The following is a 20,523-nucleotide window of genomic DNA, read 5'->3' on the forward strand; positions in this document are numbered from 1 at the left end:
CTCAATGGAGGTGTGAATCGAACCCATCCGGCGCGCGCAGCAGCGCCTGCTGCACCGCGGGCGTCTCTCCACCGGTTGGCGGGTGGTAGCTGCCATGCTGGTCCAAGTGCCAGCTCTGGTGGGTGTCATCGAGATAGTGCATGAGGTCCTGGGCAATGCGCTCGGCGAGTCCCTGGTCGAGGATTGGAAAGCAGCTTTCCACCCGGTGCAGCAGATTTCGCTCCATCAGGTCTGCGCTGGCGCACCAAGTCTGGGCCTTGCCGCCATTCTCGAAGCGATAGACCCGGGTATGTTCGAGGAAGCGACCGATCACCGAGCGCACCTCGATGTTCTCCGAGACCCCCGGCACGCCGGGCCGCAGTACGCAGATGCCACGCACGATCAGCCTGCAGCGCACGCCGGCCTGGGAGGCGCGATAGAGCGCGGCGACCAGTTGGGGCTCGGTCAGCGCGTTGCACTTGATGATGATCCCCGAGGGCCTTCCGGCGAGGGCGTGCTCGGCTTCCCCGCGTATCTTGTCGAGCAGGCTCGAGTGCAGGGTGAAAGGCGCATGCAGCAGCACCTGGGTATCGATCCTGCGCTCCATCCCCGAAAGCTGGCGAAACAGCATCAGCACGTCCTGGCACAGCGGCTGGCGTGCGGTGAGCAGGCTGTAGTCGGTATAGCGCATCGCCGTCTTGTTGTGATAGTTGCCGGTGCCGAGATGGGCATAGTGACGCAGCCCCTCGGGTTCGCGGCGAACGATGTGCAAAAGCTTGGCGTGGGTCTTGTAGGCCATCACCCCGTAGATCACGTTGACCCCGGCGCGCTGCAGGCGCTCGGCCAGGTGAAGGTTGTTGGCTTCATCGAAGCGAGCGCGCAGCTCGATCACCACGGTGACCTCCTTGCCGTTGTGGGCGGCCTCGACCAGCGCGCCGACCAGCATCGAGTCGGCACGGGTGCGATAGAGGGTCTGCTTGATCGCGAGCACGCCGGGATCGTTGGCGGCCTGGTGGAGCCACAGCTCGATCGGCTCGAAGGCATCGAACGGGTGGTGGAGCAGTATGTCCCGCTGCTGGATGACCTCGAATAGCCGGTTCCTCGAGCGCCACAGTCGCTCGGGCCAGACGGGCACGAAGCTTGGATAGCGTAGCTCGGGACGCTGGGTCATCTCGAGTACGCCGAATAGCCGGGCCAGGTTGACCGGGCCCGCCACCCGATACAAATCCTGCGGCTCCAGCGAGAACTGCTTCAGCAGCAGATCGCAGAGCGGCTGTGGGCAGCTGTCGCTGATTTCTAGCCGCACGCCATCGCCGTAGGGCTGCGCCAGCAGCTCTCCCTCCAGCGCCGAGGCCAAATCGGAGATGCCTTGCAGGCCGACCGCCAGATCAGCGTTGCGGGTCAGGCGGAACTGGTGGCAACCGGTGACGCGCATGCCGGGAAACAGCGATTCGACATTGGCGTGGATGATCGAGGAGAGAAAGACGTAGTCCTCCCGCTCGGCGATGCCATCCGGCAGTTTCACCAGTCGTGGCAGCGAGCGCGGCGCGGGCAGGATCGCAAGTCCGCCTTCGCGGCCGAAAGCGTCGATACCCACTAGCGAGACGATGAAGGTGAGGCTCTTGTTTGCCAGACGAGGAAAGGGATGGGCGGGGTCGAGCCCGATCGGACTGACCACCGGCATGATCTCGCGCTCGAAGTAGTCCCCGATCCAGGCGATCTGGGCCGGGCCCCATTGGCGCCGGCGCAGGAAGCGGATGCCCTCGGCTTCGAGCGCCGGCAGCAGCCGCTGATTGAGGATCCGGTACTGTCGCTCGATCTGCGCGTGGGCCAGCTCGCCGACCCGAGCCAGCACTTCGGCGGGGTCGAGGCCATCCACCCCGGCCTGGAGCTTGCCCCGGGCCAGCCTGCGTTTGAGCCCGGCGACGCGGATCTCGAAGAACTCATCGACGTTGGCGGAGAAGATCAGCAGGAAGGTCAGACGCTCGAGCAGCGGCAGCCGCTCGTCCAGCGCCTGGTCGAGCACACGGACATTGAACAGCAGCTGGGAGATCTCGCGGTTGAGATAGAGCGCGGGGTCGGAGACATCCAGCCTCGAGAAGACTAATGATTCAATCGCATCGGGCGATTCGATGCGCGCCACCTGGGACGATGCACTCACGGAGGCTTCACTTCGTAGCGTCGAAGAGGGCAGTCTAGGGCTCGTCGGTGACGCTCAAGTGGCGGCTGGATGACGCTGGTATTGCAGCGCCCCATTCGCAGGCGCCACGCTCATGGTCTCTCGCTTCCCGGCTTAGCGACGGGTTTTTGCGATGAGCGCGTTGAGCACACTGGCGAACTGCGATTCGTACTGCTCTGGAGTCATCATTGAGTGGAGCCTATACAGGTGGTGGGTGAGCAGTTTGATGCAATCCTCAGGCCATCTTGCTCTGGCCCGCCGCGGGATTTCTCCTCCACCGTCGCTTAGAGACCGACCTAACCCAAGGACGGACAGTGAAGCGAACGAGATTCACGCAAGGGCAGATCATTCGGAAGGCACCTTCTATAACTGAAAAGCCAAGCTAGATACAGCGGGGTACATGGATAGCGGGAATCAAGCCTGGGCAAGTCTGGCGATGATGATCGAGGAAAGTGCGATGGTCAGCGGGATTGTGACGCGACTCTGGGGAAGATGGGCGAAGAGGATGGTGCCCGAAGCCGGGATCGAACCGGCACGCCCATAGGGCGAGAGATTTTAAGTCTCTTGCGTCTACCTATTCCGCCATTCGGGCGAGAAGGGATTCAAATGGAGGCTGGAGTCGGAATCGAACCGGCGTACACGGAGTTGCAGTCCGCTGCATGACCACTCTGCCATCCAGCCTCATCTTGAATCGTGTCTGGAGCGGGAAACGAGGCTCGAACTCGCGACCTCCACCTTGGCAAGGTGGCGCTCTACCAACTGAGCTATTCCCGCCTGAACACGCGGTCGCATTATACGTAGCGAGCCTTCATTGTCAATTGATGCATTGCTGCGGAATCGAAAAAATCGCGGCAAAGCCGTGGGTTACGGCGTCAGATATCTCTCACCAGCTCGGGCCAGGCGGCGCGAAGATACTGGATCATCGACCAGAGAGTGAGGAGGGCGGCGGCGTAGAGCATCAGCTGGCCGAGCATTCCGATCATCGAACCCGGCGACACCCCGAGTAGCAGGAAGATCGAGATCATCTGCAGCGCGGTCTTCAGCTTGCCGATCTGGGATACCGCGACGTTCGCTCGCTTGCCCAGCTCCGCCATCCATTCGCGCAGCGCCGAGATGACGATCTCCCTGCCGATGATGACCAGGGCGGGAAGCGTCATCCATATGCTGTCGTAGCGCTCGATCAAGAGTGCCAGGGCAACGGCGACGATCAGCTTGTCGGCCACCGGGTCGAGGAAGGCGCCGAAGGGGGTGCTCTGGTTCCAGCGCCGTGCCAGGTAGCCATCGAACCAGTCGGTTACCGCCGCGGCGCCGAACAGCAGTGCGGCACTCGGGTAGCTCCAGCTGGGAGGGAGGTAGAAAGCGATGACCAGGAGCGGAATGAAGATGATCCGGATGAGGGTCAGGATGTTGGGGATGTTCATTGCTGGAGAGGTTCCTTACGGGATTCGGCGACCGAGGCCGCGCCGATACGAGGAAAGGCGTCCGCCTCGCCGTTCCTCGCTTATCTCGGCCATTCTAAGGAAATTTTCGCCGGGGCGTCGAGGTGATGCGCTGCGTATCTCTCAGCCCTGGCCGTGCAGCGCCGCGTGAATCTGTCCGGCGAGCTGGGCGCTGATTCCGGGCACCCTGGCGAGATCCTCGCGGCTGGCCCGCTTGACGCCTTGGAGGCCGCCGAAATAGCGCAGCAGCTCGCGCCGTCGCTTGGGCCCGACGCCGGGGATTTCCTGCAGCGTCGAGGTGCGCCTGGCCTTGTCACGACGCTGGCGGTGGCCGGTGATCGCGAACCGGTGGGCTTCGTCGCGAATATGCTGGATCAGGTGCAGTGCCGAAGAGGTGGAGTCGACCTCGAGGCTGTGTTCCGGCGTTTCGAGGAACAGCGTTTCGAGGCCCGGGCGCCGGGTGGTGCCCTTGGCGACGCCGAGCACCTGCAGCGCACCGATGCCTTCGATCTCGGAGAGCACCTCGCGGGCCATGTTGAGCTGGCCCTTGCCGCCGTCGACGATCAGCAGGTCCGGGCGCTTGGCGTCTTCGCTGGCGATCCTCCGATAGCGCCGCTCCAGCGCCTGGCGCATCGCCGCGTAGTCGTCACCCGGGGTGACGCCCTCGATGTTGAAGCGCCGGTAGTCGGACTTGAGCGGTCCATTCTGGTCGAATACCACGCAGGAGGCGACGGTGGCCTCGCCGTGACTGTGGCTGATGTCGAAGCACTCGAGCCGGGTCGGCACCTCTTCGAGGCCGAGCAGGTCGCGCAGCTCGATGAACCGGCGCATCAGCTGCTGCTGGCTGGCCAGTTCGGTGGCGAGGTGCTGCTCGGCGTTGGTGCGCGCGAGCTGCAGCCACTGCGCGCGGTGGGCGCGGACCTGGTGGGTCAGCCGCACCGCGCGGCCGGCGCGGGCGGCCAGGCCCGACTGCAGGAGGTCCGCGTCCTCGACCGGATGGGAGGTGATCACTTCGCTTGGGATCTCGCGTTCGCCGCCGATGTAGTACTGGCCGATCAACTCGCCGAGCAGTGCGCCGTCGCTGAGGTCGAGCCCATTGTTCGGGGTGAAGTGGCGGCTGCCGAGCACTCGCCCCTGGCGGATCGGCAGCAGGGTCACGCAGAAGCCGCCCGGGCGCTGGGCGAAGGCGAAGACATCGGCGTCGCCACCTTCGATATCGACCGCCTGCTGGGTCTGCAGCCTGCGCAGCTGCTGAATCTGGTCGCGCAGCCACGCCGCCTGCTCGAACTCCAGCGACTCGGCGGCGCGTTCCATCTCGACGCCGAGCTGTCGAGTCACCTCGTCGCTCTTGCCCTCGAGGCACATCACCGCGTGCTTGAGATCGCGCTGGTAGTCCTGCTGCTCGATGTAGCCGACGCACGGCGCGGTGCAGCGGCCGATCTGGTACTGCAGGCATGGGCGAGTGCGGTGGGCGAAGACGCTGTTCTCGCAGTTGCGGATGCGAAATATCTTCTGCAGCAGCCCGAGGCTCTCGCGCACCGCCGCCGAACTGGTGAACGGGCCGAAGTAGTGGCCGTCGCTGCGCTTTTGGCGCACCCGGCGGAATTCCAGCGCGGGGAAGGGGTGACGGTCGCTGACGAACACGTAGGGATAGGATTTGTCGTCGCGCAGCAGAATGTTGTACGGCGGGCGCTGCTGCTTGATCAGGGTCTGTTCGAGCAGCAACGCCTCGGTTTCGCTGTGCGTGACGGTGACCTGGATGTCGCAGATCCGAGCGACCAGCGCCCGTGTCTTGGTATTCAATCCGGAATTGCGGAAATAGCTCGCCAGGCGGGCCTTGAGCCGCTTGGCCTTGCCGACGTAGAGCGGTTCGCCGTCGGCGTCGAGCATACGGTAGACCCCCGGCGCCTCGGAGACGTGCTTGAGGAAGGCGCGGGAATCGAAGCTGCGGGTGTCGCTGGAGGTCGCCAAGAGATCCCTCGAAAGTGATGACGCGCGGGCCGTCAGTGATATGTACCGCCCGCCTGTGCGCATTTTAGCAAATCCGCATGCGGGGCAGGACCAGGGGCGTTCGCTGCCGCTCGAGTCGGGGTAAAGCACTTGACTATTCAGCAGCTTGGTCTTAGAGTGCGCCGCAGGTCTGGGGCCTTAGCTCAGCTGGGAGAGCGCAACGCTGGCAGCGTTGAGGTCATCGGTTCGATCCCGATAGGCTCCACCAAGAATTCCGGCAGGCGCGCAGCGCCCGCCAGCAACGAAAGCCTCGGCGCATCGCGCCGAGGCTTTCGTGTTTTCGTCCCCGGCTTGAAAGCGTCCAGCGTTCCGATCATGCTGTCGTTATCAGGGTACGGAGGCACCAAGCCCTCCGTACGGTCCAGTCGCTTCGCCGGTGCGTCCGGCGTGGCTCGTTCCAAGGAATTCGTCATGAGTGCCACTCTCGATACCATCAAGCAGCAGATCAGCGAGAATCCGATCCTTCTCTATATGAAAGGTTCACCCCAGCTGCCGCAGTGCGGCTTTTCCGCTCAGGCGGTGCAGGCACTGATGGGCTGCGGCGAACGGTTCGCCTTCGTCAACATCCTCGAGAATCCGGACATCCGCGCGGAGCTGCCGAAGTATGCCAATTGGCCGACCTTCCCGCAGCTGTGGGTCGGCGGCGAGCTGGTCGGCGGCTGCGACATCATCGTCGAGATGTACCAGAATGGTGAGCTGCAGCCTTTGATCAAGCAGGCCGCGGCGACCAATGCCACCGAGGAAGGCGACGCCTGAGCCACTGCTTCATCGGCCTCAAGCATTGCGAGAGCCCGCGTCCCGAAAGGGACGCGGGCTCTTTTTCACCTGCTTGGCGCCTGTGTATCGTGGCGCGAAGCTTCAGGCCCGCTCGTCGAGCGCTTGTTCGCGAAGCGTCAGCGCCCAGCCGCCGAGGTCGCTGTAGCGATTGACGATCGCGCAGAAGAGCTCCGCGGTTCGCTCGGCATCGTAGCCCGCCGCGTGAGCATTCTGCTGGTCGAACGGGATACCCGCGGCGGCGCACGCCCGGGCGAGCACCGTCTGGCCATAGGCCAAACCGGACAAGGTGGCGGTGTCGAAGCTCGAGAAAGGGTGGAACGGGCTGCGCTTCAGTCCGCATCGCTCGATCGCCGCATTGAGGAAGCCGAGATCGAAAGCGGCATTGTGGCCGACCAGGATCGCGCGGTTGCAGTCATGCGACTTGATCGAGCGGCGTACCTGCTTGAACAGCTCCCCAAGGGCCTGTGTCTCACTGACCGCTGCCTCTTGGCGCAGCGCGCTATCGAGGCGAATGCCGGTGAAGTCGAGCGCCGATTGTTCGATGTTGGCGCCTTCGAACGGCTCGATGTGGACCGACAGGGTTTCATCCGGCAGCAGCTGCCCGAGGTCATCCATGGTCAGCAGGGTGGCGCCGATTTCCAGTATCGCGTCGCCGCGAGCATTGAAGCCGCCGGTCTCGAGGTCGATCACCACCGGCAGAAAGCCGCGAAAACGCTGGCTCATCAGCCGCGCCACGTTAGCATTGGTCATTCTGCGGATTCCCCTGCGCCGATATGCCGTCGAAAGGCCTTCCGTCGTATCGAACGTATCGCGAAGGCTATCAAAGGTAGCGAAGTCTAACATCAAGGCGCAGAGGCGTCCTGCCCTGGTCTAGCGCTGTCGGCCAGTCTGGCGTTGAAAAAGCGCGGCAATCGTTCATGCTGTGAGCGATGTGGCGGCGGGGCCATCGTTTTTCGTCTTCAAGGCGAGGGTGTCGCCGTCTGGGCTGGGTCCGATCAGGGAATCATTCGATGCTGAAGAAGCTGTTCTCCTCGTTGCTGGGCGGTGGGCGCGAGGACGCGCGCGAGCAGGCGCCGGAAGTCGCAGAGGCGCTCGAGTACAAGGGCTATGAAATCCTCGCCGCTCCCGTACCGACGGGGGGGCAGTACAGGGTCAGCGGCGTGATTCGCCGCGTCGGAGAGGCGGCCGAGCCGCAGGAGCATCGCTTCGAGCGCTCCGATACCGTACCCGACCGCGAAGGGTGCGTGGTGCTGACCCGCCAGAAGGCCCAGCGCTTCATCGATGACGTGGGTGAACGCATGTTCGATCCGCGCTGAGCGCGGGTTGCGGATGAACCGGAAACGTACCCCGTTCCTCGAGCCCGCGGCGGAGCGCCTGCCGGGGCTTTCACGCTGGCGTGGGTTGGATACCGCCGGGCGATGCTCCGATGTGCTCGCGGGACTGATCACGGCGGCGCTGCTGGTGCCGCAGGGCATGGCCTATGCGGCCCTGGCCGGATTGCCGGCCGAGATGGGGCTCTATAGCGCGCTGCTGCCGCTGCTGGTCTATGCGATGTTCGGCACCAGCCGGGTGATCGCGATGGGGCCTATGGCGCTCACCGCGCTGCTGGTCGGCGAAACGCTGCGTGGCCAGGGCATCCACTCGTCCCAGTTCCCGGCCTGGGCCGGCACCCTGGCGCTGCTGGTAGGCGCCTGGCTGCTGCTGCTCTATGCGCTGCGCCTCGGGCGGCTGATCGATTTCGTAAGCCCGGCGGTGATGCAGGGATTCACCGCCGCTTCGGCGCTGATGATCGTCATCTCCCAGCTCGCCGGACTGCTCGACCTGGCCGGGGGCGAGGGCAATTTCTTCCGCCAGGCCGCAGCGCTGCTCGCCCAATGGGCATCGCTCTCGCTGACGCCTGTGCTGTTCGGCACCGCTGCGCTTGTGATGCTGGTGATGATCAAGCACTGGCTGGCCCCGCTCCTGCGCATGCTGGGCCTGCCGGCGTCGGTGGCGAGCATCGCCGGGCGCTGCGGGCCGCTGCTGCTGCTGGTTGCAGCGCTGGTGCTGGTGGCCTGGATGGACTTGCCGCTGGCACGCGTCGGCACGCTTCCCGCTGGCCTGCCAGGGCTGACGCTGCCTGCGCTCGACCTCGATGCCTTGGGTGCGCTGGCGGCGCCGGCGCTGGGTATTGCGTTGATCAACTACGTCAGTGCCATCTCGGTCGCCCAGACGCTGGCGGCGCGCCAGCGCGAGCGGCTCTACACTCAGCGTGAGCTCTGGGTGCTGGGGCTTTGCAATTTGTGCGCGGCGCTGAGCCGGGGGTTCCCCGTCACCAGTGGCCTGGGCAGGGCGGTGGTGAATCTCGAGGCGGGCTCGCGTACCCCATTGTCGTCGCTGTTCGCCGCCATCGCCCTGGCGGCGGTATTGCTCTTCGCGGCGGGGATCTTCGCCCCGCTGCCCAAGGCGGTGCTCGCTGCGGTCGTGATCCAGGCCGCCTGGCCGCTGCTCGACCTGCGCCCGCTTCGGCGCACCTGGCGCTACTCGCGCGCCGACGGCGCGGCCTGGCTGGGTGCCTTCGCCGGAGTGCTGGTGTTCGGGGTGATGGAGGGGCTGGCCATCGGGGTCGGGATCGCACTTGCACTGCTGCTCACCCGCGCCAGTCGTCCCTACATCGATGAGGTCGGGCGCCTGCCGCAGGGTGGCTTTCGCAATCCCGCCCGCTATCCGGTCGAGATTCCGCCCCATCTGCTGATGGTCCGCCCCGGGGCGGATCTCAACTTCGCCAACATGGGCGCGCTCGAGCGATTCATCAATGCGCACCTGGCCGATCGGGACGGCGTCTCCGACCTGGTGCTGGTGATGAGCGGAGTGCTCTATATCGACGGTGCCGCGCTCGAGGCGCTGGCGCAGCTCGATCAGCGTCTCGAAGGACAAGGGGTCACGCTGTGGCTTGCCGAGCTGCGCGCGCCGGTGCGCGACCAGCTCAGCGCGACGCCCTTCCTCGCCAGCCATCGGGAGCGGGTGTTCTTCTCCACCGAGGATGCCTGGCGGCGGCTCGCCATGCGTGAAGAGGACTTCAGTATCTGAATCATCCAGTGCGCTGAGGTATACCGTTATCTTCGCTGCTGGTCTCAACCACGCTATTTCCGGAAGGATAGAATATCCGCCCGGGTAGCTCGGCCAGACTTTACGCCATTGCGCTTGAGCCTAAGAGGAACCACGTTATCCCCAGCTTCGGGCTGCGCGCTCAGATAGCCAGGGCGCAGGTTGCAAAGCATTTCAATAGTTTCTGGCGGTAGCCCAATCTGGTGCACCAACTCAGCACGCTCAAAGATGCAGTTATCAACCAAAAGGTGAGCACCGCGCATCATCAGCTTGGGCTGTTCAAACACAAAAGCATCATCGCCTGGCTCGCCTTTCGTCCACTTACGTGCCGAACGCCCCTTCCACAGCCTTAACTCGAGTTGTTCATTGAGAAGCGATAAATCACGGCAGCGTACGATCATTGAAGCTACCGAGGCTTTCCAGCGCGGCTTAAGTGACAGCAGGTTATCTAGCGTCGGCCACACCACCTCTTGAGAGAAGCTTTCAGGCGGCATCAAGAAGGCACTGGCAAAACGGTTGGCCTGAGTTTCTAGAAGATCGTAAAAATCTTTTTTGGCATATTGCGAGGCTGGTATTTTGGAGTGAAGAACGACATGTCCAAGCTCATGAGCTGCATCGAAACGGTTGCGAATCGCATTCGCTTTGTCTTCAGCGATAAGCACATACGGTCGGTCATCCAAAACTGAAACATGGGAAACACCGTCCATTTTGACATGTCCCAGCGTTGCACGGGTGCAAATGATCCCCGCATTCTCCATCACCTGGATGACATTCGGGATAGGGCCCGTACCGAGCTGCCAAACCTCGCGACACTCCCGCGCGATTTCCTCTATTTCTTCATCGCTAATCAGCCGGCAATCATCGGCATCTAGTATTGGCACATTGACTTCAGGCCACTCCATCGCATCTTGGAAGAAGTCAGAGATCTCTTGGAGCCAAGCCAAATACAGTTGGGATCTTTCACGTGCCTGCTTGTGAGCAGCCGCTTGGGAACGGAAAAAATAAGGGCGACGTTTCTCTTCGACTACAGTGGGCACCGGCCTCAGAAACCACATGCGAGAAACGCCCAACACGCGACATAGGCGATCAAATGACTCAGCCTCAGGCATCTGGAAACCTTTCTCCCAGGCCGAAACGGTACTGGAAGAGCGCCCAACCTGCTCTCCCAACTCCGCCAGGGTCAGATTGTGGACCGTGCGCAGCTGGCTCAATCGCTGGCCCTGGAAACCCTCAACCCCTGTTCTCATATCACTCGCTTCCGCCTTCTTCGCTTTGGTCCTCAGACTCGGCGTGGCGCATCCTATCACGCAGGGTCGGGTAGGCAATATCAGGCAGCTCCTCCTCCTCATCATAGTATTGCCAGAGCTGACCTATCTCTGCCCATAGGTGATACCGTGATTGGTGGTCACTGTAAGGAACTGCGATCACGAAGCCTAACGGGCTGCTATGGTCTCGCTCAGCCCACTTAGCCGAATATGGCAACAATAAAGCATGAAGTGAGTCATCGTTTGGGCCGAAGGGGGGTACGAAGGGAGCAAATAAATCAGGATGTTGCTGCTGCAACCATTCGTTTTCTACACCAAGGTCACGGCGAAACTTGGCATTCCGGACTGGAGGAACCCTGTCCACCGTCACGATGCTGGTCGTGATCCGAAGAGAACCGGCACGTATAAGCGCGTAGTGACCGCCAGCCGGGCAGGTGGCTCGGTTGATCACCTCGAAGCCCTTACCTTCCGGTAACCCCAGCAGCGCTTCCTGCACCATGTAGTGGTGGGATTGCGGACCAGGCCCTGCCAAAGGCACCTTCTGATAGGTAGCTTTGAGGTGACGATCGCTCTTGTTGAACGCCGCCTCGATGCTCTCAAGCACGCTCTGCAGGTGGTGGCGAGGCAGTTCTTGGCAGATGAAACGGCTGATTTCTTCTTGATTCACAACGGTTCCTCAGGTTGCAGGAAACCATTTCTGTAATGCGGATTGTAGATCTATTTTTTCCCGTTATCCAGAAGGTCTATAGCTGAGATAGCCATAGGAGATAGCTATTATCAGTGGCAGGCTAGCAAGATTTCACTCTTCCTGGCGCCACGGCTGCCCATGCTGAGGATGTCTTGATCACAACACTCGAACCGTAGACCAAAGGATTATGAGTTCCTCGTTCTCTGACTCTCAGCCGCGGGCTCTCCTCGATTAGCTAGGAGGCTGGGTGAGGCAGCGCTGGCTCAGGGCTCGGTCTTGTCGGGATATTCACACAGGTCTTCGATCACACAGCTGCCGCAGCGCGGTTTGCGCGCGATGCAGGTGTAGCGTCCGTGAAGGATCAGCCAGTGGTGGGCATCCTGGCGGAACTCCTTGGGCACCACCTTGAGTAGCCGGCGCTCGACTTCTTCGACGTTCTTGCCGGGGGCGAGCTGGGTGCGGTTGGAGACGCGGAAGATGTGGGTATCGACGGCGATGGTGGGTTCGCCGAAGGCGGTATTGAGGATCACGTTGGCGGTCTTGCGCCCGACCCCGGGCAGGGCTTCGAGCCCCTCGCGGGTGCGCGGTACTTCACCCTGGTGATCGCGGATCAGCAGCTCGCACATCGCCACCAGGTTCTTTGCCTTGTTGTTGAAAAGCCCCAGGGTCTTGATCTGCGCCTTGATCTCCTCGAGGCCAAGGTCGAGCATTGCGCGGGGGTATTGGCGAGCGGGAACAGCCGCTTCGTCGCCTTGTTGACGCCGACGTCGGTGGACTGCGCCGATAGCGCCACGGCCACCAGCAGTTCGAAGGGCGTGGTCCAGTCGAGCTCGGTGGTGGGGTGGGGGTTGGCGGCGCGAAGGCGCTCGAATATCTGGCGTCGCTTTTGATCGTTCATCGCTGTCGCTTCGATACTGCGGGTGATCGGGAAATGCCAGCGGGTGCGGGTTTCACGGTGCCGCGCTGTTGGTCAGCGCGAGCTGTGCCTGGCGTTCGGTATCCAGCGCCCGCTCGAGCTGTCGGCGGGCTTCAGTGATCTCCTGCTCGCCCTGCTGTCGCTGGCTGTGCCGCAGTTGGCGCTCGGCGAGCCGGCGGCGCTGCTCGGCGGCGCTGAGCGCGATCCTGAGCTGGCGCTGGTGCTGGGCGCGATCGACGCTCGCACCGCTACCGTTGCGGGCCTCGGCGAGGCGGGCTTCGAGCGCGGCGCGCTCGGGGGCGTCGCCCTCGAGCCTTGCGAGTTTGTGCTCGAGCCGTGCGATGGTGGCGGCCGCACGCGGGTCGCTCGGTCGAGGAGGCGGCGCAGCCGCGGTCTCGCTCGGCGACGGGGCTTTCGCGGGCAGGCGCCGCTGCAGGCGCTCCAGGCGCCGCGTTTTGGCCGCGCGCTCTCTTTCGGCGAGCCGTACGCGGCGAGCATCGAAGCGTCGACGCCCGTTGTCGGCACGCAGCGCGAGATAGCGTTCGCGCGCGGCATCACTGCCAGCATCTTGCCAGCGTGGGTGGGGGCGCATGTCGATGCAGTCGACCGGGCAGGGCGCGACGCAAAGTTCGCAGCCGGTGCATTCCGACTCGAGCACGCCGTGCATCAGCTTGGCGGCACCGACGATCGCATCGACCGGGCAGGCCTGGATGCACTTGGTGCAGCCGATGCATTCATCTTCGCGAATCACCGCGAGCTGGGGCGCCTCGGCCGGGCGTTCGAGCGCCCCTTTGGGGCGATCGAGCAGCTGGGCCAGTGCGATCAGGGTGCGTTCGCCACCCGGCGGGCACTTGGTGTGCGCCTCACCGGTTGCGACCGCCTGCGCGTAAGGGCGGCAGCCCGAGTGGCCGCACTTGCCGCACTGGGTCTGGGGGAGCAGCTGGTCGATCCGCTCGACCAGCGCTGCTGCGCCGCTCGTCGCCATCTCAGCCGACCCGCTGGCCCGGCACCGCACCGCTGTCCGGGGAGAGCAGATGGAGGCCGTCATCACCGCCCGCGGCCAGCACCATGCCCTCGGAGACACCAAAGCGCATTTTTCGAGGTGCGAGGTTGGCGACCACCACGGTCAATCGATCGACCAGCGCTTCGGGCGAGTAGTGCTTGCTGATGCCAGAGAAGACCGTACGGGTCTCACCGCCGAGGTCGAGGGTCAACTTGAGCAGCTTGCTCGAGCCCTCGACGCGTTCCGCGGCGGTGATCCGGGCGATGCGCAGGTCGATCTTGGCGAACTCATCGATCCCTATCTCGTCGGCGATAGGATTCTGGTCGAGTGCGCTTGGCGTATTGGCCTGGCCGCCCTTGAGCTTCTGCTCTTCGGCAAGCACTTCCTTGGAGGCTTCGAGCATCGCCTCGACCTTGGCACTGTCGACTCGGGTCATCAACGGCTTGAACTTGTTGATCGGATGATCGAGCAGCGCTTCGCGGCGGCTCTCCCAGTCGAGCGAATCGAGGCCGAGGAAAGCTTGGGCATCCTGTGCCAGACGGGGCACGATCGGCGCCAGGTAGACCACCAGTTGGCGGAACAGATTGAGTCCCAGTGAGCAGACGTCGAGCACCTGCTGCTCGCTTCCCGGCTGCTTGGCCAGCGCCCAGGGAGCCTGTTCGGCGATGTAGGCATTGGCCTCGTCGGCGAGCTCCATGATCCTGCGCACGCCCCGGGCGAACTCGCGGGCCTCGAATGATTCGGCGATTTCGTCGCCGGCGGCGACCGCGCGGTCGAGAAGCTCGGTGTCGGGCAACCGGGCAGCAAGGCGGCCGCCTTGCTTGTGCACGAAGCCCGCGCAGCGGCTGGCGATGTTGACCACCTTGCCGACCAGGTCGGCGTTCACCCGGGCGGTGAAGTCCTCGAGGTTCAGGTCGAGGTCATCGACGCGTGAGGTCAGCTTGGCGGCGAAGTAGTAGCGCAGGTACTCGGGATCGAGGAAGCGCGCATAGGTGTCGGCCTTGATGAAGGTGCCGCGGGATTTCGACATCTTCGCACCGTTGACGGTGACGAAGCCGTGGCAGTGTACGCCCGTGGGCGTACGCAGCCCCGCACCCTCGAGCATCGCCGGCCAGAACAGCGCATGGAAGTAGACGATGTCCTTGCCGATGAAGTGGTGCACTTCCGCGTCGGAATCCTTGCGCCAGAACGCATCGAAGTCGATGCCTTCGCGATCGCAGAGGTTCTGGAAGCTCGCCAGGTAGCCGATCGGCGCATCGAGCCAGACATAGAAGTACTTGCCGGGCGCGTTGGGGATCTCGAAGCCGAAGTAGGGCGCGTCGCGGGAGATGTCCCATTCGTTGAGCCCGGTGTCGAACCACTCCTCGAGCTTGTTGGCGATCTGCGGTTGGACGGTGCCGGAGCGCAGCCAGCCGCGCAGGAACTCGCTGAAGTCCGGCAGCTTGAAGAAGTAGTGGGTCGAACTCTTGATCACCGGCTTGGCGCCGGAGATCGCCGAGACCGGGTCGATCAGGTCGGCCGGGGTGTAGGCTGCGCCGCATACTTCGCAGTTGTCGCCATACTGATCCGGTGAGTGGCACTTCGGACAGGTGCCCTTGATGAAACGGTCGGCAAGGAACAGGCCCTTGACCGGGTCGTACATCTGCTCGATGTCTCGGGTGGCGATGTGCCCGCCCTCCCGCAGGGCGAGGTAGATCGCCTCGCTGTGACGGCGGTTCTCCTCGGAGTGCGTGGAGTGATAGTTGTCGAAAGCGATGCCGAACTTGGCGAAGTCCGCCTGGTGGGCCTGCTTGACCTTCTCGATCAGCGCTTCCGGCGTCATCCCCTCCTGCTCGGCGCGCAGCATGATCGCAGTGCCGTGGGCGTCGTCGGCGCAGACGTAGTAGCAGCTATGTCCCCGGCTCTTCTGGAAGCGCACCCACATGTCGGTCTGCAGATACTCGAGCAGGTGACCGAGATGGATATCGCCATTGGCATAGGGCAGGGCGCTGGTGACGAGAAGCTTGCGGGTGGACATGGAACCTCGGGAAGGTTGATGAGCGTGGCGGCTGCTCGATGGTGGAAAGGCGACTGGCTTCCATACCATTGGGCATCGGGAAATTTTGCCATGGATTCTAACGCGAGCGGGATGCGGTGGGGTAATCGCGTTTCGATGGATCGGTCCCGGCGATCGCTCAGGTCGCCGGGCAGGTGCCCGCAGGGTCAGCCTTGTGAGTCGGTGGGCGCGAGAACGTCTGTTTCGATCTGGGCGATCTCCCGCTCGATGATCGAGCGCATCTTGGGGTCCTTGAGGCTCAACTCGCTCCAGCCGACTTCGAAGGCGATTTGATTGACCGCGAAGGTCTGGAGAATTCGGCAATGCTCCCTGGCAGAGATCGTATCGAGGGTGAGGTCGTCGCAGACCAGGCCCGAACCTGGACTGCTCAGCGCGATGTGCAGGCTCATCGTCGAATCGAATTGGCTGAGCTTGAATTCAGAGTCGATGCTGCCAAGCAGCTGTCGCATGATCAGCTCCAGCGTCGACTCCGAACATGAAGGAATGAGAATGTCGGTGAGTTCGACCTTCTCGGTGGCGATCTTGGATGCGACCGCCAGATGCAGTCGCTTGATTCGAAGAGGTGCCTTCTGCCACTTGCAGTCATAGGGCGTGGCGCCGGCGGTGAGGACGATGTCGAGGTTGCCCTGGCGCATGCGCTCGTTGGCGTCCTCGATACCGAGATTGATCAGCTTGATACTGTACGAAATCGGATAGGAGAGTAGCCGCTTGCCCAGCAGGCAGGCATAGGGTTCGAGCATTGCGCCACTGTAGCCGATGCGGATTTCCTGGTCGGCCTTGCGATACAGCGATGAGAGCTCGCTCTTGGCTTCGTCGAGGGCGGCCAGGACTCTGCGTGACACCTCGGTCAATGGCAGCAGGTGAGGCATCGGGTAGTAGTGCCCCTGTTTGCGGTAGTAGAGGTTCTCTCCAAGAAACTCCTCGATCTCCTTGATCGTTTTGGACACATTGGCGGTGGTCATGTTCAGGCTTTCCGCAGCGCCGCTCACCGTCTTGCGTTCGTTCAGGGCATTGAGTATGCGCATATGCTTGAGTGTCATTCGGCGGTCGATGTAATTAGTGCAAAGCCGAGCGAATGAAGGGTCTGTCAAGTTGTGGTGCATGCGCGCCTCCTGGTCCATAGTCATTAAATAAACGATTGCTTCACAAGTATGTCAATCGTTTCCATTCGATAACAATGATAAATAAATAAAAATCAAAAAATCGGTGTCTGCGCAGCGGTAAGATGAGAATCGTTTTCAACTACCTGGTGGCCTCATCGTTGTGGTAGTGTTTTCGATGATTAGCCATCTTTTTTGTATGGATATAAAACGAAGCGAGCTAAACCTTCCGGCATTGTTTGGGCAGAGCCGGATAAGCGTCCGTGCGAGAGTGCTTGCTGTGGGAGAGGGCACGACTGATCTACTGACTTGCCTTTTTTCAGTGGGTTGGCGCTGTTGCTGGCGGCGTTTTGGCGGTGCGGGGGAGGTGCTGTATCCTTTCAGCTGTTCAACTTGAACGCTTTTGAGCGAGGCGACAAACAGTCCTGTTCGTAAAATAACGGAGATAGGGATGAAACATTTTAGAACCAATTGAATTTGGATTGAGAGGTTGAGATTTGTTAATCAAAAGTTGATGGCGGGTACCAAGGTGCATTATTTTTCATAATAAAAAGGTTTTTTTCTGTAACGCTTGCGGTTACGGTGGCCTTACTGAGCATGTGCCAAAAGGTCCCGGACACCTGCCATGGTGTATCTTTGATCAGTAGGGTTCTATTGTATTAGTTGGGGCTTAATTCCCCTGGGACTTATGCTTTATTTGTCTTCTTTATAACTTTAGTTTTTTGCTGGCGACATTACTCATTCACTTTCCATACGCCCATCGGGCGGTGGCAGGGAGTGCTTATCATGATGCCCCGCACTCGATTGCTTACTTCGGTGATATCGATGTTGTCCTCGCTCGGTTGGATATCGCTCGCCAATGCCGATGCGATGGTGATGGGAAGCGTCGATGTGCGACTCGGTGTGCCAAGGGGATGCGCGATCGCGTTCGAGCCGCATCAGCGTATGCAATGGGGAGTGATCGATTTCGGGCAGCATCCGCGACTCGATCAGCAAGGTGAGGGGATCGACGCCGAGGCGCCAGGGCTCGAGGCGCTCAGCGTCATCTGCAATCCCGGTACCGAGTATCAGCTCGGCGTCGATGGTGGCCTCCATGGCAACGCTTCTTCTCGTCATCTGGTTGCGCGCTATGACGATGATGGCTCCGCGGCCCGAAGCGAGCCGGTTCGGCTGCCTTACCAGGTGTTCCTCGACGCTGCGCGTCGCCATCCCTGGCCTGCCGATGAGCTGGTCGGTTTCACGGTGCCTGGGGATGGACGCTTACGGATACCGCTGTATGCCCGTATCGGGCCGCTCGACGCAGTACCTCCGGTCGGCTTCTACACCGACGAGCTCAAGCTCACGCTGCGCTGGTAGCGCAGTCTGGCTGATTAGGCCTCAGGGCGCCGGACATCGGGCCGGCAGGCAGGAGGCGATGTACCGGGAGCCACCGCCACGCTTGGCAGCAGGGCGGCGGTATCTCCGGCATCCGATGGCAGGTGATTGATTGGCTCATAGACGAGGGAACACTCATGCATAGCAACAAGAAGGCCATGCTCGCCTCGATGGCATCCATGTCCATGCTGTTCGGCCTGGGTCAGGCGCAGGCGGCAGTGACGGGGAAGGTCGATGTATCGCTGAACGTCGCCCAGGGGTGCGAAGTCACCGGCGGCGGGGTGGACGGCAACCTCAACGACTTCGGGATCTTGGACTTCGGTGACGTGTCCACGACATGGACCAACGTGCTGAGCGCTGAGTTGGCCGGCGTATCCGGTGGCACGCTCCAGGTCGAGTGCAGCAAGGATCTCGAAGCCTTCCAGGTCAGCGTCGATGGCGGCCTGCGCGGCGATCGTTCGTTGGTCAGTGCGGATTCCGGGGACACGGTCAGCTACGAAGTCTTCAGTGACGCGGCGCGCACCGTCCCGTACATCATCGGCAGTTCGCAACCGATCGCGCTCGACACCAGCGGTGCCCCGACCGAGGTGCCACTGTACGGTGCGATCGCGGCGAACGGCTCCGCGATCGCGAGCGGTCTCTACACCGACACCCTGCTGGTCAAACTCGAGTTCTGATTCGAACCAACGCGGTGGCCGGTGGCCGCCGCCTTTTGCTCGCACCCGGAGTGAACCGCCATGTCTATGATTTCCCTGCGTCGTACCTCATCGATCGCCGCCGCCGCTTGCCTGGGCCTGGTTGCGACTTCTCCATCCTTCGCCGCCACCGTCACAGGCCAGGTCGATGCGACGATCACCCTGACCAGCGCCTGTGAGGTCAACGGCTCCAACGGCACGACAGGGGTCGAGTTCGGAACCATCGATTTCGGTTCCCAGACCACGCTGTTCAGCCAGGCCGATGGCGAGCTGGTCGGCGGAGCGCAGAGCGGGATCTCGATCCAGTGCTCGCCGGGCCAGGACGCCACCCTGACCTTCCTCGCAGGAATCAATGACGCCGACGCCGGTGCCTATACCCGGGCGATGGCCGGTAATGGCCAGTTCGTCCCCTACAACCTCTATATCGACAGTGGACGGCAGACCGTGCTCGACAATGGCGACGAGCTTACGGTGGTCGCCGATGGCTCGGTCCAGACGATCCCGGTCTATGCGCGTGCTTTCGGCAATGACGGGTTGGCCGCGGGCACCTACAGCGACACCGTTCAGGTCAGCCTGGAGTTCTGACGTGAACGGCGCGAGTCGAAGCGTGATCGTTGGACTGGCCTCAGCCTTACTGCCCGGCCTATGGATCGCTTCGGCGAGCGCCGCTCCCACCAGTACGTTCCAGGTCAGCGCCACAGTCAGCGAGGGTTGTCTGGTCGACGGCGCGCGTCCCGCCGAAGGCGCGAGCCTGGGCATGCTGGGATGGCTCGATTTCGGCGTCGATTCGGCGCTCTCGACCGCGACCCATACCGCGAGCCTGGTGGCGGGGCAGTCGGTGACGCTCAATTGCACTCCCGGAGTGGCGCTCAGTATGTGGGTCGATGGCGGGCAGCACTACGACGACCAGCGGCGCATGCGCCACGCCGATGGCAGCGGGCTGCTCGGCTACAGCCTGTTCTCCGATGCGGCGATGCAGCAGCCGATCGCGGTGAACCAGGAGGTGCCGGTCAACACCGCCGCAAGCCCGGAGAATGTCCAGCTGCCTCTTTATGCTCGCCTGTCGCTGCCCGGCGATGCATCGGCGGGTTCCTATCACGACACCCTGGTGGTCACGCTGCAATGGTGACGGCGCCCTTTTAGTCTCTCGATATCGAAGGAAGCAACCGATGACCACTGGCATCCTGCGAAGCTGGCCATCCAGAGTCGCGCGGCTGTTGCTGCGTACCGTCCTGGTGATGGCCGCAACTCCCGTATGGGCGGCGAGTTCGGTGCTGATCTGGCCGGTCGACCCGTCGATCGCAAGCAATGAACGCGCCGCTGCGCTGTGGCTCGAAAATCGCGGCAGCGCTCCGGTGACGCTTCAAGCACGGGTTTTCGCCTGGCAGCAGGACGGTGGCGATCAGTATCACCAGCAAAGTGAAGTGATCGGCAGCCCGCCGATGATGCAGATCGCCCCTGGGGAGCGCCAGTTGGTACGCCTTACTCGTACTCAGCCAGTGGCCGCCGGGGAGGAGCGGGCCTACCGGGTGATCATCGATGAGATTCCGGTGGCCGGCGACGATCACGAGCAGGGTAGCGTGGGGGTCAAATTCCAGATGCGCTATTCGGTCCCGCTATTCAGCTACGGCGAGGGCCTCGCGGGCAAGACCAGAGCCGGTGCCGAGGCGCGCCCAGAGTCCGGCCAGCCGCGCCTCGGATGGCGAGTCGTCGATCAGCAAGGCAAGCGCTACCTGGAGATCGCCAACCGCGGCAGCCTGCATGCGCGCATCACCCGCGCGGAGTTCGTCCAAGGCGCACGGCGCCATACGATATCCGACGGTCTGCTCGGTTACGTGCTGGTTGGCAGTGAGATGCGCTGGCCGTTGCCAGAGGGCGTGGAAGCCGCTGGCAGGTTCGAGGCCGCGGTCAACGGCGGCGAGATCGCGCCGATCGCGCCTTATGGTCATTGACCA

Annotated in this window: 17 protein-coding genes, 4 tRNA genes and 1 pseudogene; 9 read left to right on the forward strand and 13 right to left on the reverse strand. The window is 62.6% G+C overall.

Annotation, left to right across the window (positions count from 1 at the left end; all coding sequences use genetic code 11):
• Nucleotide 1: 1 nt before the first annotated feature.
• From ppk1 to uvrC, 6 genes are all read right to left on the reverse strand, one after another.
• Nucleotides 2-2,122, reverse strand: coding sequence for a polyphosphate kinase 1 (ppk1, locus tag A5892_RS09145; protein ID WP_223302874.1), 2,121 nt, complete (start codon nucleotides 2,120-2,122; stop codon nucleotides 2-4).
• A gap of 542 nt (nucleotides 2,123-2,664) precedes the next feature.
• Nucleotides 2,665-2,750, reverse strand: a tRNA-Leu gene (locus A5892_RS09150).
• A gap of 15 nt (nucleotides 2,751-2,765) precedes the next feature.
• Nucleotides 2,766-2,839 (reverse strand) — tRNA-Cys (locus A5892_RS09155).
• Between the two features lie 17 nt (nucleotides 2,840-2,856).
• Nucleotides 2,857-2,932, reverse strand: a tRNA-Gly gene (locus A5892_RS09160).
• A 98-nt stretch (nucleotides 2,933-3,030) separates the two neighbouring features.
• Nucleotides 3,031-3,579: a CDP-diacylglycerol--glycerol-3-phosphate 3-phosphatidyltransferase gene (gene pgsA / locus A5892_RS09165; protein ID WP_027350819.1), complete on the reverse strand. Its 549-nt coding sequence runs from the start codon at nucleotides 3,577-3,579 to the stop codon at nucleotides 3,031-3,033.
• A gap of 141 nt (nucleotides 3,580-3,720) precedes the next feature.
• Nucleotides 3,721-5,568: an excinuclease ABC subunit UvrC gene (uvrC, locus tag A5892_RS09170; protein WP_223302846.1), complete on the reverse strand. Its 1,848-nt coding sequence runs from the start codon at nucleotides 5,566-5,568 to the stop codon at nucleotides 3,721-3,723.
• A 171-nt stretch (nucleotides 5,569-5,739) separates the two neighbouring features.
• Here uvrC and A5892_RS09175 point away from each other — a divergent pair.
• Nucleotides 5,740-5,815, forward strand: a tRNA-Ala gene (locus tag A5892_RS09175).
• 203 nt (nucleotides 5,816-6,018) lie between these two features.
• Nucleotides 6,019-6,363 carry a Grx4 family monothiol glutaredoxin gene (locus A5892_RS09180; protein WP_027350817.1) on the forward strand — a complete coding sequence of 115 codons (345 nt, stop codon included), beginning with the start codon at nucleotides 6,019-6,021 and terminating at the stop codon, nucleotides 6,361-6,363.
• Nucleotides 6,364-6,465: 102 nt separating this feature from the next.
• Here A5892_RS09180 and rnt read toward each other — a convergent pair whose 3' ends face one another.
• On the reverse strand, nucleotides 6,466-7,134 hold the full coding sequence (gene rnt, locus A5892_RS09185) for a ribonuclease T (protein ID WP_064122545.1): 669 nt from the start codon (nucleotides 7,132-7,134) through the stop codon (nucleotides 6,466-6,468).
• 260 nt (nucleotides 7,135-7,394) lie between these two features.
• On the opposite strand from rnt, the gene A5892_RS09190 reads away from it, so the two are divergent.
• Nucleotides 7,395-7,700 (forward strand): HlyU family transcriptional regulator, encoded by a 306-nt coding sequence (locus A5892_RS09190; RefSeq protein ID WP_064122546.1) that lies wholly within the window; start codon nucleotides 7,395-7,397, stop codon nucleotides 7,698-7,700.
• A gap of 13 nt (nucleotides 7,701-7,713) precedes the next feature.
• Nucleotides 7,714-9,453, forward strand: coding sequence for a SulP family inorganic anion transporter (locus A5892_RS09195; protein ID WP_190295672.1), 1,740 nt, complete (start codon nucleotides 7,714-7,716; stop codon nucleotides 9,451-9,453).
• Between the two features lie 53 nt (nucleotides 9,454-9,506).
• On the opposite strand, the gene A5892_RS09200 is transcribed toward A5892_RS09195, so the two are convergent.
• The 6 genes and pseudogenes from A5892_RS09200 to A5892_RS09225 all read right to left on the reverse strand — a co-directional run bounded on the left by A5892_RS09200 (nucleotide 9,507) and on the right by A5892_RS09225 (nucleotide 16,439).
• Nucleotides 9,507-10,682, reverse strand: a complete 1,176-nt coding sequence (locus A5892_RS09200; RefSeq protein ID WP_190295673.1) for a helix-turn-helix domain-containing protein — start codon at nucleotides 10,680-10,682, stop codon at nucleotides 9,507-9,509.
• A gap of 37 nt (nucleotides 10,683-10,719) precedes the next feature.
• Complete coding sequence (locus A5892_RS20220) at nucleotides 10,720-11,403, reverse strand: hypothetical protein (protein WP_064122548.1); 684 nt, start codon at nucleotides 11,401-11,403, stop codon at nucleotides 10,720-10,722.
• Nucleotides 11,404-11,687: 284 nt separating this feature from the next.
• Nucleotides 11,688-12,322, reverse strand: a pseudogene (nth, locus tag A5892_RS09210) (endonuclease III).
• Between the two features lie 52 nt (nucleotides 12,323-12,374).
• Nucleotides 12,375-13,325 (reverse strand): RnfABCDGE type electron transport complex subunit B, encoded by a 951-nt coding sequence (locus A5892_RS09215; RefSeq protein ID WP_064122549.1) that lies wholly within the window; start codon nucleotides 13,323-13,325, stop codon nucleotides 12,375-12,377.
• Between the two features lies 1 nt (nucleotide 13,326).
• Nucleotides 13,327-15,360: a methionine--tRNA ligase gene (gene metG / locus A5892_RS09220; protein WP_064122550.1), complete on the reverse strand. Its 2,034-nt coding sequence runs from the start codon at nucleotides 15,358-15,360 to the stop codon at nucleotides 13,327-13,329.
• A gap of 185 nt (nucleotides 15,361-15,545) precedes the next feature.
• A complete protein-coding gene (locus tag A5892_RS09225) occupies nucleotides 15,546-16,439 on the reverse strand; it encodes a LysR family transcriptional regulator (RefSeq protein WP_064122551.1) in 894 nt (297 codons plus the stop codon).
• An 846-nt stretch (nucleotides 16,440-17,285) separates the two neighbouring features.
• Here A5892_RS09225 and A5892_RS09230 point away from each other — a divergent pair.
• The 5 genes from A5892_RS09230 to A5892_RS09250 all read left to right on the forward strand — a co-directional run bounded on the left by A5892_RS09230 (nucleotide 17,286) and on the right by A5892_RS09250 (nucleotide 20,520).
• Complete coding sequence (locus A5892_RS09230; RefSeq protein ID WP_082890356.1) at nucleotides 17,286-17,855, forward strand: Csu type fimbrial protein; 570 nt, start codon at nucleotides 17,286-17,288, stop codon at nucleotides 17,853-17,855.
• A 155-nt stretch (nucleotides 17,856-18,010) separates the two neighbouring features.
• On the forward strand, nucleotides 18,011-18,550 hold the full coding sequence (locus tag A5892_RS09235) for a Csu type fimbrial protein (RefSeq protein WP_064122552.1): 540 nt from the start codon (nucleotides 18,011-18,013) through the stop codon (nucleotides 18,548-18,550).
• Nucleotides 18,551-18,610: 60 nt separating this feature from the next.
• On the forward strand, nucleotides 18,611-19,153 hold the full coding sequence (locus tag A5892_RS09240; RefSeq protein WP_082890357.1) for a Csu type fimbrial protein: 543 nt from the start codon (nucleotides 18,611-18,613) through the stop codon (nucleotides 19,151-19,153).
• Between the two features lie 22 nt (nucleotides 19,154-19,175).
• The gene (locus A5892_RS09245) at nucleotides 19,176-19,697 is read left to right on the forward strand and encodes a Csu type fimbrial protein (protein ID WP_223302848.1); all 522 of its coding nucleotides are present in this window, start codon (nucleotides 19,176-19,178) and stop codon (nucleotides 19,695-19,697) included.
• Nucleotides 19,698-19,737: 40 nt separating this feature from the next.
• Entirely contained in the window at nucleotides 19,738-20,520 is a 783-nt protein-coding gene (locus tag A5892_RS09250; protein ID WP_082890359.1) for a fimbrial biogenesis chaperone, read from the forward strand.
• Nucleotides 20,521-20,523: the final 3 nt, after the last annotated feature.

The sequence above is a fragment of the Halotalea alkalilenta genome (assembly GCF_001648175.1).
Taxonomy (GTDB): domain Bacteria; phylum Pseudomonadota; class Gammaproteobacteria; order Pseudomonadales; family Halomonadaceae; genus Halotalea; species Halotalea alkalilenta_A.